The sequence below is a fragment of the Methanomethylovorans sp. genome, from assembly GCF_041447285.1.
Taxonomy (GTDB): domain Archaea; phylum Halobacteriota; class Methanosarcinia; order Methanosarcinales; family Methanosarcinaceae; genus Methanomethylovorans.
On record NZ_JBGMEB010000001.1, the window covers coordinates 1 to 15,792 of the forward strand.

Consider the following 15,792-nt stretch of genomic DNA (forward strand, 5'->3'; position numbering starts at 1 on the left):
TAAGCGGTGATAACGGTAACAACATCCTTGAACCTGGAGAAGTCTGGGTATACAATGCAACCGGTACTGCAACTGCCGGTCAGTATGCTAACATCGGTAATGTTAGTGCCGATTACAGTGGTACTCCAGTAACCGATGAAGATCCAAGCCATTACTTCGGATCCAACTCTTCAGTTGACATTGAGAAGTACACTAATGGCGAAGACGCTGATGATCCGACCGGACCGTTCATACCCATCGGTTCTACAGTTACTTGGACTTACGACGTTACCAATAATGGTAACGTGAATCTTACCAATGTTGCTGTAACTGATAACATGGGTGTTGCACTGACTTATGTTGGCGGTGATAATGGTAACGATATCCTTGAACCTGGAGAAGTCTGGGTATACAATGCAACCGGTACTGCAACTGCCGGTCAGTACGCCAACATCGGTAATGTTAGTGCCGATTACAGTGGTACTCCAGTAACCGATGAAGATCCAAGCCACTACTTCGGATCCAACTCTTCAGTTGATATTGAGAAGTACACTAATGGTGAGGATGCTGATGATCCGACCGGACCATTCATACCCATCGGATCTACAGTTACCTGGACATACAACGTTACCAACAACGGTAACGTGAACCTGACCAATGTTGTTGTAAGCGACAACATGGGTGTAACTCCAGTTCTTGTTAGCGGTGATAACGGTAACGATATCCTTGAAGTTGGTGAAGTCTGGGTATACAGTGCCACAGGAGTAGCTACTGAAGGTCAGTACGCTAACATCGGTAATGTTACAGCTGATTACAGCGGTACTCCAGTCAATGACAGTGATCCGAGCCACTACTTCGGTTCCAACTCTTCAGTTGACATCGAGAAGTACACTAATGGCGAGGATGCTGATGATCCAACCGGACCATTCATACCCATCGGTTCTACAGTTACCTGGACATACAACGTTACTAACAATGGTAACGTGAACCTTACCAATGTTGTTGTAAGCGACAACATGGGTGTTAGCCCAGTGTATGTCAGCGGTGACAATGGTGATGGTATCCTGCAACCCGGTGAGGTCTGGGTGTACAGTGCAACCGGTACTGCTACTGCCGGTCAGTATGCCAACATCGGTAACGTCAGTGCCGATTACAGCGGTACTCCAGTCAACGATACTGATGAAAGCCATTACTTCGGCTCCAACTCTTCAGTTGACATCGAGAAGTACACTAATGGCGAGGATGCTGACGATCCAACTGGACCGTTCATCCCAATCGGATCTACAGTTACCTGGACATACAACGTTACTAACAACGGTAACGTGAACCTGACCAATGTTGTTGTAAGCGACAACATGGGTGTCAGCCCAGTGTATGTCAGTGGTGACAATGGTGATGGTATCCTGCAACCTGGTGAAGTCTGGGTGTACAGTGCCACAGGAGTAGCTACTGAAGGTCAGTATGCCAACATCGGTAATGTTACTGGCTACTACAATGAAGCTCCTGTAACCGATGAAGATCCAAGCCATTACTTCGGTGCTAACTCTTCAGTTGATATCGAGAAGTACACTAATGGCGAGGATGCTGATGATCCGACCGGACCGTTCATACCCATCGGTTCTACAGTTACCTGGACTTACGACGTTACCAATAATGGTAACGTGAATCTGACCAATGTTGCTGTAACAGATAACATGGGTGTTGCACCGACTTATGTAAGCGGTGATAACGGTAACAACATCCTTGAACCTGGAGAAGTCTGGGTATACAATGCAACCGGTACTGCTACTGCCGGTCAGTATGCCAACATCGGTAACGTCAGTGCCGATTACAGCGGTACTCCAGTCAACGATACTGATGAAAGCCATTACTTCGGCTCCAACTCTTCAGTTGACATCGAGAAGTACACTAATGGCGAGGATGCTGACGATCCAACTGGACCGTTCATCCCAATCGGATCTACAGTTACCTGGACATACAACGTTACTAACAACGGTAACGTGAACCTGACCAATGTTGTTGTAAGCGACAACATGGGTGTCAGCCCAGTGTATGTAAGTGGTGACAATGGTGATGGTATCCTGCAACCTGGTGAAGTCTGGGTGTACAGTGCCACAGGAGTAGCTACTGAAGGTCAGTATGCTAACATCGGTAATGTTACTGGCTACTACAATGAAGCTCCTGTAACCGATGAAGATCCAAGCCACTACTTCGGTTCCAGTACAGCTATTGATATCAAGAAGTATACCAATGGTGAAGATGCCGATAGTGCACCTGGACCTTATATTGGAATAGGTTCTCCAGTAACCTGGACTTACAATGTTACTAACACAGGTAATGTGAATCTGACAAGTGTTGTTGTAACTGATAACATTCCAGGAGTTACACCTGCTTATGTAAGCGGTGATAACGGTAACGGTATCCTTGAAGTTGGTGAAGTCTGGATCTACAGTGCAACCGGTATTGCAACTGTTGGTCAGTATGCTAACATCGGTAATGTAACTGCAGATTACAAGGGTACTCCAGTAACCGATGAAGATCCAAGCCACTACTTTGGTCTAAGTGGTGCTATTGATATTGAAAAGTATGTGTGGAACGGTACTGGCTGGGAAGATGCCGATACAGTTACAGGTCCTTCTCTGTCATCGGGTCCAGTTAAGTTCAAGATAATAGTTGCCAACATCGGTAATGTTGAACTTACTGGAATCAATGTAACTGACGACAAGTATGGTCCAGTCACTCTGACAACTACTACTCTCGCAGTTGGAGCTTCAACTGAAGCTGAGTACAATATGAGTTGGGCTTCAGGTCAGCAGGTAAACACTGCTGAGGTTGAAGGTTACTATGGCAGTACTAAGTATACAGACAGCGATGATGCGCACTACTATGGTCCTGCCTCTTACAAGGCTCAGTATGACAACAGATTGCGTGAGTCGTCTTCATGTGTTGTATTCTCTACTGCCACATATCTTGATGTAGGAAAGAATGTATCACGTAGCAGGGATGTGCTATGGTTTGATCTTAGCAAGTTCAACAAGACAGACACAGTATCCAAGGCGACTCTCTCGCTCTTCTGGTATTATCCGGAAGGTGCTACTCGGTCTTCTGATACTGTAGTCGATATCTACAGACCAATTAAGTGGGATCCAAATTATGTGACTTGGTACTACGTTAGCCAGAATAAGAAGTGGCCGATAGTAGGAGGAACCTGGTTCGATAAGAACAATGTTTCCCAGGGTAGTACACCATATGGCTCTGTAACCTTCCGGGCAAGCACAGTGCCTGATAACAAGTACTACGAGTTTGATGTCACTCAGCTTGTGCAGCAATACATAAATGGTACGTACGAGAACACTGGTTTCTTCCTCAAGGCCAGAACAGAGAGTGGCAATTACATCGCCTTCTACAGTTCAGATTGGACCAATCCAGATCAGAGGCCAAAGCTGACTGTAAGTCTTGCGAGTGCTCCAGCACCAACCATTGTAGCTCCAATAGCACCTGTTGATGAAGCACCAGTTGCAGAAGCTGGTGGCGCTCAGACAGTTATTACAGGTTCCACTGTGAGTTTCGATGGTAGTGGTTCAACAGATGACAATGGCATAATGTTGTACTCGTGGGACTTTGATGATGGTGCAACAGCTGAAGATGCGGTAGCTACAGCCAGTCATGCATATACAACAGCAGGTACTTACAATGTGAATCTCACTGTCACAGATACCATTGGACAGAAGGATTCAGATACAATGCAGGTAGTTGTAAATGACCCATCAAGTGCAACAACTCCAACAGATTGCACTTCATCTGCAGTTGTAGCCGATAACAGATTGCGTCAGACATCCCCAAGCACAGTTTACGCCACAACCACGTATATTGACGTTGGAAAGGGTGCATCTACTAGCAGGGATGTGATGATGTTCGACCTTAGTGCCTACGAACCAAATACTGTATCCAAGGCAACTCTGTCTCTGTACTGGTATTATGAGAATCCACGTACTTCTGATACTGTAGTCGATATCTACAGACCGGCAGAAGAGTGGGATCCAAAGTATGTGAGCTGGAACAACCGTGCGTCTGGTAAGCTATGGACTACAGCAGGAGGGGATTGGTTCGATAAGAATAATGTTCTTCAGGGCAGTACTCCGTATGCTTCTGTGACTTTCCCGAAGGGCACTGCACCTGACAACAGGTACTATGAGTTTGATGTCACAAAGCTTGTGCAGGAGTATACAAACGGTACGTATAAGAATAATGGTTTCTTCCTCAAGGCAAGAACCGAGAGCGGCAATTACATTGCCTTCTACAGTTCAGACTATTCAAATGCTGCCATGAGGCCGAAACTGACCGTGTGCATTGGTGGTGCTTCAGCACCCACTGCACCCGTAGCTCCAACACTACCTGTTGATGAAGCACCAGTTGCAGAAGCTGGTGCTAATCAGACAGTTACCACAGGCTCCACTGTAAGTTTCGATGGAAGTGGTTCAACAGATGACAAGGGTATAGTGTTGTACTCGTGGGACTTTGGTGATGGCACAACATCTACTGGAGTCTCAGTCACTCACGCATATGCAACAGCGGGTACTTACACTGTGACTCTTAATGTCACAGATGAAAGCAGCCAGAGCGATTCAGACACACTAAAGGTGGTTGTAAATGATCCAGTTGGTCCAGTTGACAATGCACCTGTAGCTGATGCTGGTGAAGATCAGGCAACTACTACAGGTTCATCTGTAAGTTTCGATGGCAGTGGCTCCACAGATGACAAGGGTATAGTGTTGTACTCGTGGGACTTTGATGATGGCACAACATCTACTGGAGTCTCAGTCACTCACGCATATACAACAGCAGGTACTTACACTGTGACTCTTAATGTCACAGATGAAAGCAGCCAGAGCGATTCAGATACACTGAAGGTAGTTGTGAGTGAACCAACAACTCCAACAGGAAGTGATTATGCGGTGGGTGTAGCTGACAACAGATTGCGTCAGAATAAGCCGAGTGTAGTTTATTCCACCACTACCTATATTGATATTGGAAAGAGCCAAAATTCAACTAGCAGGGATGTGATGTTGTTCGACCTTAGTGCCTACAAGCCAACGGATACAATATCCAAGGCAACTCTGTCTCTTTACTGGTATTATGCAGAAAGTGGTCGCACTTCTGACACTGTAGTAGATATCTACAGGCCTGCGGAGAAGTGGGATTCAAAGTATGTGAGTTGGAATAACCGTGTGTCTGGTGTCTCATGGACTACAGCCGGAGGAAATTGGTCCGATATGAACGGAGTTTCTCAGGGCAACACACCGTATGCTTCTGTGACTTTCCCGAAGGGCATGACGCCAGATAACAAATACTATGAGTTTGATGTTACAGAACTTGTACGGGCTTATATAAGAGGTGATTATGAGAATACTGGTTTCTTCCTCAAGGCAAGAATGGAGGACGGCAATTACATTGCCTTCTATAGCTTGGACTGCCCAGATCCTGCCATGAGGCCGAAACTGACTATTACTCGGTGAGAAGAGAAAGTATGAGTAATCACAAGAGATTAGTTCACAAATTTGAGTGAAAAAGTTCGCTCAAATTCTTTTTTACTCTGAATTTTCTTTTGTCTTTCAGGGTGTTAGATTTTTTATTCTCTGTAAGAGTAAATGAATACCGTTTTCTTTAGTAAACTCATGAGGCTTTTAGTAAATATTTACTGGGAACTATATGTTATTTTAAGAGTCTGTTTATGAGCTCAGCTCATTGAATTTTCGACCAGAAACTCGTTTATTATTTTGCAGATAATACTTGATTCATAACATAAGTTAGCAGAATTTATATGATAAGTAATAACTGTGAAACTTTATACCGAAAAATAGAACCATCAAACATGAATATTTAGAGTAAAAAAATCCACTGCAAAGAATGGATATTATTCCATTCCTTTGCTTATGGTCTTCAGCTTCTTTATTGCGATCATCGTAGTCTTTGTGTCTTCGATGATCTTTTCCTCGTAGTGCTTTATTATCTCTTCGATAGGAGCATTGAGGGTGTAGATCTTTGTTGGTCTGCCCTTTCCGACAGCCTTCTTATTGTGGACGCTGATCCAGTGCTTTTCACGCATCTGCCTCATTGCCACGCTGACTTCAGGCTGTCTTAGGCCCGTGCTCATTTCTATTTCCTGGGATGAAGCTTCTCTTACATTTGATAGATATGTAAGGGTTGTAGCAACATTCCTTGACATTCCTAGGTTCTTCAGTGCATCTATGAACCGATAGTCGGTATCATCCAATATTTTTACTTCAAAGTCCTTCATAAAATAACCCCTTATTCTATGTTAAATCTCTTCCGTGAGATCTAAGCTATAGTATGTACATTATTATATTTAAACTTTTATAGCCGGACTTTTTGTACGACAGGATATTTAATATTCCTTTATATATTTTATGGCACCAACTGCTTGTTTTATGATCATATCTTTCAATTCATCCTGGCTTGCAAAGTTCATATTCTTTTTATTCATGAACAAATTTATGAGTATTTTGCGGCCTATTACGTCATCGCTATCTGGTATTAATCTTAGAATTGTTGAACCTGGAAATATGTGTGTCTTATGAGAAATGCCGTCTGAATCTCCATCTGTAATTCCAATGATCGGTATGCCTAGCCTATACAGTATGTCTGCTGCAAGAATAGTTGTATCATCTCCTACGGTCACGGCAACATCTGCACCCGGTACGATTTCAAATACTTTTTCTGCCGCATGGTCAACTATAACTGCACATATTCCTTGTTTCTGCATCTTGTTTTCTTTATTTGAGAATGTACCAAGCTCGCATGTTTTTAGTGTACGTGCTTTAAAATTATCTGAGCGCAACCTGCCACTTTTAACCCAGGCACTTTTCAGATCGATAGGAGTAAGATTCTCATAATCGTGAATTTTTTCCACACCATGTTCTTTCATAGTTCCTCCCTTGATCTGAGTTATGTACCCATTCTCAGCAATTATGCTAACTTCAAAGGAAGTTGCTGAGCCTACTACTATGCCATTGACGAGTATCTTTTCTCCAGGTTGCACTCCAGTAAGATGCCTTACAACACGCTCTCCTTCTTTCTCCAGTAGGATTTCTTTTTCCTGCTCTGAAGCTATAATTATGGATAAGCCCAGCTCATTGGCAATAGTCTTTGCATGCTCATGCGCAAGTTTATTCCAGGGGATAACAACACCATCAGAGCTTCCAGGACTTTCGATATGTACTATAGGTTTTTCATCTTTCCTTTTTACGTGAGAAATGACCATGCGTGCAAATGCTATCCCCGTTTCCAGTTTCTTTCCATGGTTAAGCAGGTAGATCACATCTTTCGTGTCAATGCATTTTTCGATGCATTCACTTGGTTTAAGACTCCTGCGAATATCAATTATATTTTCCATGTGGGCATCGATCACAGCAGTTTTACCCATTGTGCCTGCTATCATAGACGTGACAGTTCCTTTTGAGCTCAGAAGCTCAATTATCTTTTTAGCCTGCCCCGAGTCAATGACCTCCGGACCATGAATCACTAGTCCAATTTCCATGATTTTCCATATATCAGTGATGAATATAACGTTCCCGCACGGAAAATATTAGTCTGAGAACATATTCTATTCTTTCATGCATGGAATTCAATTAATATGGCATGGTCATGCCTGTTTTGAGATAAGGGCTGCTTATAATATGCTGATTGATCCTTTTTTCAGGGGTAATCCAAGTGCAAAGCTACTTCCGGAAGATGTAAATCCTGATATCATATTTGTGACCCATGGCCATTATGACCATCTGGGAGATACAGTTGAGATCGCTCAAAGAACAGGGTGTAGAGTTATTGCAATGCATGAACTGGCTAATTACCTTAAATCTCAGAATGTAAAGGCGGAAGGCATGAACATAGGAGGTAAAGTCCAGGTTAATGGTATCTCAGTAATAATGACAGATGCAAATCATTCTTCATCCATATCTGATTCAGGACAAAGGTTATACGGAGGCAGAGCCGCAGGCTTCATATTACAGATTAATGGCTGTTCCATCTATCACACTGGCGATACTGGTATTTTTGGAGATATGCGGCTCATTGGAGATATCTATAAGCCAGAAATTGTGCTATTGCCCATAGGGGGTAAATATACAATGGATCCTGAAGATGCAGCAAAAGCCGTGGCCATGATTGGTCCAGGAATCGCAATACCGATGCATTATAATACATTTGATGTAATTTCTCAGAATCCAGTAGAATTTATGCACAAGGTAAAGGATATATGTGAAACAAAAGTACTGATACTGTCTGTAGAAGATGTATTGGAGCTATAAAAGCAGTGGCTTTCGAGATGAGGAGTATGTTTATATATAATTAATACTGAAGATAAGATGGCAAAAGTCGAACATCATTGTTCTCTATATCCCCTCTAGTTCTCGTCATACGGCTTTTGCCTTATTCATGCTATAATGTTGCCCGCTATATGGATTATTCTGTTTGGCAGACTTGTATCTTTTAATTGTCATTTATTCTCAATCTGAGCTGTTGCCTTGGCTGGATATGTCTTGTTTTAAAAATTAAATGATATGGTTAACAACCATATCATTTGATGTTCTCAAAGCATTTTTTCAGATGCTCACTGTTTAGAGGCTGTGTGAGTAGGCTAACCAAAATACCTATTAACAAAGCAACAGGTGTAGCGACTAGAATCGGGTCTACTAATGTCCATGTGCCTGTAAGTAAAGTTGCCTTACCAAAAAGTGCCTGACTTATGCCAAGTGGAACTGCTTCTTTTGCATGTACCAATACAAGCCATGCCAGACTACTAATGCTGCCTATCACCATACTGGCAATAGCTCCTTCTTTTGTCATCCGTTTCCAGAAAAGAGCCCCAATGTACATGGGCAGGAAAGCTGCAGCACATAATCCAAAAAATATCGATGTAGCAGGGGCTATAATGCTAGGTGGCAGAGTGTATGCCAAAATTACGCTTACAAGTATAGTGAAAGCTATCCCTAACTTTGTCACATTTGTGGTATGACTTATCTCTCCTTTCTTTAAGAACTGCCTGTATAGATCATGTCCTATAGCAGTACCCATTGTGTGGTACTGTGAGCTTAATGTAGACATGGCAGCAGCCAGCAGTACAAGCATGAATAGGACAACAAATATCTCTGGCATTGCCATGTTTATGTATTCCGGAATTATTAGGTCGACATTGCCGCCAGCAGCAGTAAGTGCTATTACTCCCTTTTCCCTGAAGAAATATACATTAGAAAGTGCACCTACTACAAAAGCAACGCCTGTCATCATGACGATGAAGGGTCCACCAACGAGCAATGCCCTGTATAAAGATCGGTCATTTTTAACTGTCATGAACCTTACGACCAGCTGCGGCTGTGCTAGCACTCCTATACCTACTCCCAGGACAAGTGTAGACACAACTGTCCACCATATAGGTGATCCTGTACTGGGCATTGCGGTCCACCCCACCTGTCCTCCTTTTGCGAGGGCTTCAGGGACCAGATATGCCATGTTTGTCAGAGCCTGATGGGCTTCGGTTATACCTCCCAATTTTGTGTATGTCAGGATAAGCAAAGTCGCCATACCAATGAACATGAGCACTCCCTGGAAGGCATCTGTGTACATGACAGCTATGATTCCTCCAGTTATAACGTAAGCCGCAGTTATTACAGTAAGGATTAGAAGAGCACTATTATAATTTATACCGAGTGTAGTTTCAACAAATCGTGCTCCTCCTATCAATACTATTCCAGTATATAATGGCATGAAAACACCTATGATCAAACCAGCATAACCCTGAATGAACCTTGAATCAAAACGTCTTCCAAGCAGTTCAGGGAATGTAACAGCTCGCAGGTTCTTTCCCATTTGTCGGGTTCTTGGACCAAATAGGGCAAAAGCGATGAAGATTCCCACCACTACATTCATAACCGCAAGCCAGAGTAATCCCATTCCCATAGCTCCTGCCGCACCCCCAAAACCTACTATTGCCGATGTGCTGATGAAAGTTGCACCGTATGAAAGTGCAAGAATGTAAGGGTTTGCCTTGCGGCCTGCAACCATGAAGTCATCAACTGCTTTGGTATTTTTGTAACCCAACCATCCAAGGTAGAAGATGATCATTAAATATACTAATACTGCTATTCCAAGCAAAGGTGTGCTTACAGCCATTAATTTTCCTCCTCAGGGTCTTTCTCGTTCCAACGTCTCAGGCCATATATTATGCAACCAAGTGCACCACCTATGCAGAGCAAGTATGCCATCCATATTTGCGGGTCATCTATTCCAAACATTTGTCTCTTTATCTCCTTATATTGGTTAATCGTGCTAAAATGTACCATGTCACGCGTTAGCATGGATTATTAATTAACCTTTCGATTTATAATTAGTCAAAAAGCACAAATCGATTCGAATAGATCACACACAGTGTGGTTCAATAAAAGAATGTAAGAGGATATTTCCTCTTACTCGCCAAAGCATTTATCGATGTGTTCCTTTGGTGCTGGTTTTGTTAGAATACTAACAACTATGGCAACAAGCATTGAAAGCGGTGTAGCTACAAGTATGGGGTCAACCAATGTCCAAGTACCTGTAAGCAATGTTGCCTGGCCAAAGATAGCCTGGCTTATCCCCAGTGCTGTTGCTTCTTTTGCATGCACGAAAGTAAGCCATCCAAGGCTGCTGAACGTACCTACCAGAAGGCTTGCAATAGCTCCCTCTTTTGTCATACGTTTCCAGAATATAGCTCCTATGTACATAGGCAGAAATGCAGCAGCTGTTAAACCAAAGAAAATAGCTGTTGCCCTGGCTATGATACCTGCTGGCAAAATATATGCAAGAATGACGCTTATTATAATTGTAACAGCAATGCCTAATTTTGTAATGTTTATTGTCTGTCCGATCTTTCCACGCATTATGTATTCTCTGTATAGGTCATGACCTATAGCTGTACCCATGTTGTGGAACTGTGAACTCAGGGTTGACATGGCAGCTGCAAGAAGGGTGAGCATGAAGAATACAACGAATATTTCAGGCATTGAGCTGTTTATATACTCTGGCATTATCTTGTCAATGTTTCCACCAGCTACATCAAATGCTAACATGCCTTTGGTATTGAAGAAATAAACGTTGGAAAGGGCTCCAACCACATAGGCGACTCCAACCATCATGAAGATAAAGGGTCCGCCGGACAATACTGCCCTTTTCAGTGAGGTAGTGTTTTTAACAGTCATGAACCTAACAGCCAGCTGAGGCTGGGCGAGAGTTCCTATTCCCACTCCGAGAATGATTGTAGAAACAAGGGTCCACCATATAGGGGAGCCAAAGGTGGGCATTGAGGTCCAGCCATTGTGTCCTTGCTGTACCATGGTTTCAGGTACCAGATATGCAAGATTGGTGAGTGCCTGATGTGCTTCAACTATACCTCCAAGTTTAGAGTAGGTGAGCACCATGAGAATTGCCATGCCTACAAACATAAGAACCCCCTGCATTGCATCTGTATACATCACAGCCAGGAGTCCACCTGTGATCACATAAGCTGCGGTTATTATTGTAAGCATAAGCACAGATGTATTATAGTCGACACCAAGGGCAGTTTCCATGAAACGGGCCCCACCTATAAGCACACCGCTTGTATAAATTGGCATAAATATGGCTATTAAAAGGCCTGAAAAGCCCTGAATAAAACGGGATTGAAACCTTCTGCCTATTAGTTCAGGAAACGTAACAGCTTTTAGATTAACTCCCATTCTTCTTGTTCTTGAGCCGAATGCAACGAATGCAATGAATATTCCAACAAAGATGTTCAGGAACACGAGCCACAATATACCCATTCCGAAAGCACCGGCATATCCTCCAAAGCCAATTATGGCTGAAGTGCTTATAAAAGCAGCTCCATAAGAAAGTGCCAGCACGAAAGGATTTACTTTCCTTCCGCCCACCATGAAATCATCAGTACTCTTAGTATGTTTGTATCCCATCCATCCACAATAGAAAGTAAGCATAAGATAAATGAGTACAGCAATTCCAAGGACCATCGTACTTGCCATTAGTTTTCCTCCAGTGGGTCTTTGTCATTCCAGTGCATTAATCCGTATATTATGCATCCCAAGGCACTACCTATACTGAGCAAATATGCTATCCATATCTGTGGATCATCGATTCCAAGCATTTCCATATCTCCATTAATTATAGTGACATTTGTTAGCATGGCTCATTCTTTAACCTTTCGAAGATGATCGGAACCTTCTCAGCTTATAGTTATTATAATTGAGGTGACAGAATATAACTATGTATTACTATGCAGTTAGTTTTTAATACTATAATGTCTTATAAGAAAAGTGCAACAGCCTAGCCTGGGTGTACAGGCTTTTCATTATTGGGGTGGTTTCACCCCCTCCTATTATCTTTTTTATTACTTCAGACCTGCACGTATGTACGATACTTTGTCTTTCTCCCATACCTCTACCGTATAACCTGCCTCCAAAAAGAGTGCTTTCCAGTCTTCGGGATATCTTTGTACGTCATGGAAGTGGTCAATAGGTTCTACTGCAAAGACTTCGCCAGTGGGTTTCAAAACCCTTCTTATATCTTTGAGTGCTCTTGGTATATCATCAAGATGATGCAGCATAAAGAAGCAGGTTACCGCATCAAAGTATCCGTCTTCAAAAGGTAACTCGTACGCACTGGCTGCAACGAATTTTGTATTATTCACACCTTCTACTCTTGCGTTGAACTTGCATTGCTCTATGACACTATCAAGCAAGTCTATACCGTGTATTATGGCATCTGGATTTGCGCTGGCTATCTTTATTGCGAGAGTTCCCAGGCCACAGCCTACATCAAGTATGTCCTTTCCATGCAGCAGTGGAAGAATATCATTGAAAGCCTTCATTTTTCTGGATTCCATGTTGCTTTGAGGAAATCGTGCCTCTTCAATAAGGTCAAAGGATGTATAAGGTAAAATAGCATATATTGCGGCGTTATTTTCAGCCATTAGTCCTCTTACATAATGCATGTCATCCTCCTTGCGGATATAACTTACAACAGAAGCCCCCATTGCTGAACAGAACCTTCTGTTCAGTTCTTCTCTGCTTTGAGGAAACTTTATTTTCAAGGGGTCGTGTATCATTATGTAATGCGAGTGCTCCTCTGTAAAAAATTCATCTTCATTACTTGTGATCTCAATACTGCTTATTGCCTGCTTCCAGAGTGGCAATATCTCCATGTTTTCTTCTGAAGCATGGTTATGAACTTTCCCTATAGATAATATATCCATGAATAATGGACTCGGTATTCCGATAAATAGATGTTATATCAAAGGGAAAGAGGATGTGCATATTTGATCAAGGGGGAGGCCACATTATGAGAATAGTAAAAACGTTAATCATAATATTTGGAATTGGTCATATGGTATTCATATCAGTGGATAAAAATAAGTGCACAGGTTGCGGTTCATGTGTTGAAGCATGCAGAAATCGTGTACTCGTTGTAGAGAACGGATTATGTCGAGCTGTAAGGGTAGAAAATTGCAAACGTTGTATGTCCTGTGTTTCAATGTGTGATTTCGATGCCATTAAGGTCTTTGTTTGAAAATTTTAGGGACGCAAAATAATACGTGAAACCTGGAATCATTTGACATTACAGCTCGACCATCTCAACATCAAGGCTTCCCAGGTCAAGCAAAGCCACAGTCCTGCGACCCGTGAGCAAACCTGTCGTTTCCCCGGGGTTGATTATGGGGGTTCCAAAATCTATTACAACTCCAGCATCGTGGGTATGGCCTCTTACAATAACATCGAACATGCCGGAGGCAGCTATGGCTTTGACCTGCTCCTCATAAATTCCATGCAGGAGGGCTATTCGTCTTCCTTCCAGTTGAATATCGCCAAAATCCTTGCAGCATTGTGCACCAAAATTCTCGAACCATTCTTTAAGCAATAACCTGTCACCGTCGTTATTGCCAAAGACAAAGTACAGTTTTGCATTCAGCTCTTTAAAGGCCCGTGCCGTAAAGGGTGATACAATATCTCCTGCATGTAAAACGGCTGTTACTCCTTTTTTGTTGAAGAATTCCACTGCCTGTTCGATGGCTTCAAGATTGTCATGCGAGTCCGCCATGATCCCTATCATCAATTATTACTCCCCTTGCTCATTTAATCTATTTCAATTTTCAAAATCACTCTAAATGATCCCTGCTATCCTTAAAAAATTAGTGAATACTTTTTCCGAGTTCCTTTCGTACTCATCTCTTACAGTAGCGTAGTCTTTCTTTACTTCTTCCGATGAAAGTTGCTTAAGGTCATCGTCTTCATCAAGCCAGGTATCTAGCATTTCTGTTGTAAGTTCTAGGTGTCCCTGGAATCCGTAGGCATTGTCCCCAACTTTAACCACCTGATTGCGACAATGTTTCCCAGTGGCCAACAGTTTCATTTCATCTGTGAGTTCCACTGTCTCCCCATGCAGGTGGAATATGGGCAATGTTGTTTCCAATCCTTCAAAAATTGTGTCTTTTTTCCCTGTAGGTGTAAGTTCCAAAGAGAATCCTTTTCCCTGTAAGTCCTTCCATCCTACTTCTTTTACGGGGCTTTTTATCACATTGCCACCACAAGCTTTTAAAAGTGCCTGCATGCCAAGACAGATTCCCAGATATGGCACATCTGCCTTTACTGCGTTTTCTATTCTGGTGATCTCCTGCCGCATTGTTTTTGTAGTGTCATTTGCACTGTCAGGACCCCCCATTACTATAAGAGCTTCATATTTTGTGGGATCAGGTATCTCTTCTTCATGTTCAAGTTCAATGATCTCATATCCTATGTCATTACTGCAGAGTATTTCTCCCAAGGTTCCAGGCCCTTCTCTGGCGCAGTTCTTAATGATCAGGACTGTCATACATATATGAGGAGTATTGAAAAGATATATGTGCGTCGCCTGGAAAAGAATATGATAATAATGGAGGTTCCTTTCCGATGTAACATGTGGAAAGGAACCTTTTTCCGTTTTTAGGCATTTCTGCCGGATACCATCGTACCACCGATGATTTCGTACCAACCAATCTATCCAGCCTTTTCAGGGCTTTATCCTTGCCTCAGCAATACAATCTTCGGTACTCAAATATTTAAATATATCTATACTAATGTATCTACTAATCATCATGATGATGAGTTTTCGTTTGGTTTGTCTATTAGTCAACATTCATCAGAGTACAACTTTTCTTTATATTTCATATTATTCAATTTATCTTTTAAATATCTTCTAAAGCAGCTGAATACATGTCAAAAGCATTCTTGTTGTAACACACAAGGATCACTTTGTTAATTGTATCTTCTTTCTTCAAGAAATCCCGCACGGCCCCGACAGCTATCCTAGATGCTCTTTCAACAGGGAAACCATATGCACCTATACTTATTCCTGGGAATGCTATGGATTTTATTTTATGTTGTTGTGCAAGTTCCAGAGAACTCTGGTATGCACGATAAAGCATTTTGTCTTCTCCTTGAGTGCCCCCTCTCCACACAGGTCCCACTGTGTGTATCACCCATTTTGCAGGCAGGTTGTATCCTCTGGTGATTCTTGCCTCTCCTGTGGGGCAGCCTCCAAGTTTCCGGCATTCTTCCAGCAGTCCGGGACCGGCTGCCTGATGAATAGCTCCGTCTACTCCTCCTCCGCCAAGCAGAGAATTATTAGCTGCATTAACAATAGCATCCACCTGTTGTGTAACGATATCATCCAGTATTATCAAAATCCTCTCATTTATCTCTTTCATTAAGATATCCCTTCTCCATGAATCGATTAAGA

At 42.5% G+C, this 15,792-nt stretch carries 13 protein-coding genes; 3 read left to right on the top strand and 10 right to left on the bottom strand.

What is annotated here, in order from left to right; translation table 11 throughout:
* The coding region (locus ACC612_RS00005; RefSeq protein WP_371852410.1) for a disaggregatase related repeat-containing protein at positions 1 to 5,495 on the top strand (5,495 nt) is incomplete at its 5' end.
* Positions 5,496 to 5,893: 398 nt separating this feature from the next.
* Here ACC612_RS00005 and ACC612_RS00010 read toward each other — a convergent pair.
* Positions 5,894 to 6,277 (bottom strand): transcriptional regulator, encoded by a 384-nt coding sequence (locus ACC612_RS00010; protein ID WP_015324375.1) that lies wholly within the window; start codon positions 6,275 to 6,277, stop codon positions 5,894 to 5,896.
* A 108-nt stretch (positions 6,278 to 6,385) separates the two neighbouring features.
* Positions 6,386 to 7,537, bottom strand: coding sequence for a DUF2117 family protein (locus tag ACC612_RS00015; RefSeq protein ID WP_371852411.1), 1,152 nt, complete (start codon positions 7,535 to 7,537; stop codon positions 6,386 to 6,388).
* Positions 7,538 to 7,613: 76 nt separating this feature from the next.
* Between ACC612_RS00015 and ACC612_RS00020 the strand changes: the two genes are divergently transcribed.
* On the top strand, positions 7,614 to 8,306 hold the full coding sequence (locus tag ACC612_RS00020; protein ID WP_371852412.1) for a metal-dependent hydrolase: 693 nt from the start codon (positions 7,614 to 7,616) through the stop codon (positions 8,304 to 8,306).
* Positions 8,307 to 8,574: 268 nt separating this feature from the next.
* On the opposite strand, the gene ACC612_RS00025 is transcribed toward ACC612_RS00020, so the two are convergent.
* From ACC612_RS00025 to ACC612_RS00045, 5 genes are all read right to left on the bottom strand, one after another.
* The gene (locus tag ACC612_RS00025; protein ID WP_371852413.1) at positions 8,575 to 10,167 is read right to left on the bottom strand and encodes a sodium:solute symporter; all 1,593 of its coding nucleotides are present in this window, start codon (positions 10,165 to 10,167) and stop codon (positions 8,575 to 8,577) included.
* Positions 10,167 to 10,352: a symporter small accessory protein gene (locus ACC612_RS00030; RefSeq protein WP_371852414.1), complete on the bottom strand. Its 186-nt coding sequence runs from the start codon at positions 10,350 to 10,352 to the stop codon at positions 10,167 to 10,169. Before ACC612_RS00030 ends, ACC612_RS00025 begins: the two co-directional genes overlap by 1 nt.
* A gap of 108 nt (positions 10,353 to 10,460) precedes the next feature.
* The gene (locus ACC612_RS00035; protein WP_371852415.1) at positions 10,461 to 12,044 is read right to left on the bottom strand and encodes a sodium:solute symporter; all 1,584 of its coding nucleotides are present in this window, start codon (positions 12,042 to 12,044) and stop codon (positions 10,461 to 10,463) included.
* Positions 12,044 to 12,205: a symporter small accessory protein gene (locus ACC612_RS00040; RefSeq protein WP_371852416.1), complete on the bottom strand. Its 162-nt coding sequence runs from the start codon at positions 12,203 to 12,205 to the stop codon at positions 12,044 to 12,046. The genes ACC612_RS00035 and ACC612_RS00040 overlap by 1 nt, the downstream gene beginning before the upstream one ends.
* Positions 12,206 to 12,409: 204 nt before the next feature.
* The gene (locus ACC612_RS00045) at positions 12,410 to 13,273 is read right to left on the bottom strand and encodes a class I SAM-dependent methyltransferase (RefSeq protein ID WP_371852417.1); all 864 of its coding nucleotides are present in this window, start codon (positions 13,271 to 13,273) and stop codon (positions 12,410 to 12,412) included.
* 131 nt (positions 13,274 to 13,404) lie between these two features.
* Between ACC612_RS00045 and ACC612_RS00050 the strand changes: the two genes are divergently transcribed.
* Positions 13,405 to 13,587: a 4Fe-4S binding protein gene (locus ACC612_RS00050; RefSeq protein WP_371852443.1), complete on the top strand. Its 183-nt coding sequence runs from the start codon at positions 13,405 to 13,407 to the stop codon at positions 13,585 to 13,587.
* Positions 13,588 to 13,635: 48 nt separating this feature from the next.
* Here the strand turns inward: ACC612_RS00050 and ACC612_RS00055 are convergent, their stop codons facing one another.
* From ACC612_RS00055 to ACC612_RS00065, 3 genes are all read right to left on the bottom strand, one after another.
* Entirely contained in the window at positions 13,636 to 14,127 is a 492-nt protein-coding gene (locus ACC612_RS00055; protein ID WP_371852418.1) for a metallophosphoesterase, read from the bottom strand.
* A 51-nt stretch (positions 14,128 to 14,178) separates the two neighbouring features.
* On the bottom strand, positions 14,179 to 14,886 hold the full coding sequence (locus ACC612_RS00060; RefSeq protein WP_371852419.1) for a type 1 glutamine amidotransferase: 708 nt from the start codon (positions 14,884 to 14,886) through the stop codon (positions 14,179 to 14,181).
* A gap of 352 nt (positions 14,887 to 15,238) precedes the next feature.
* Positions 15,239 to 15,760: an O-acetyl-ADP-ribose deacetylase gene (locus tag ACC612_RS00065; RefSeq protein WP_371852420.1), complete on the bottom strand. Its 522-nt coding sequence runs from the start codon at positions 15,758 to 15,760 to the stop codon at positions 15,239 to 15,241.
* Positions 15,761 to 15,792: the final 32 nt, after the last annotated feature.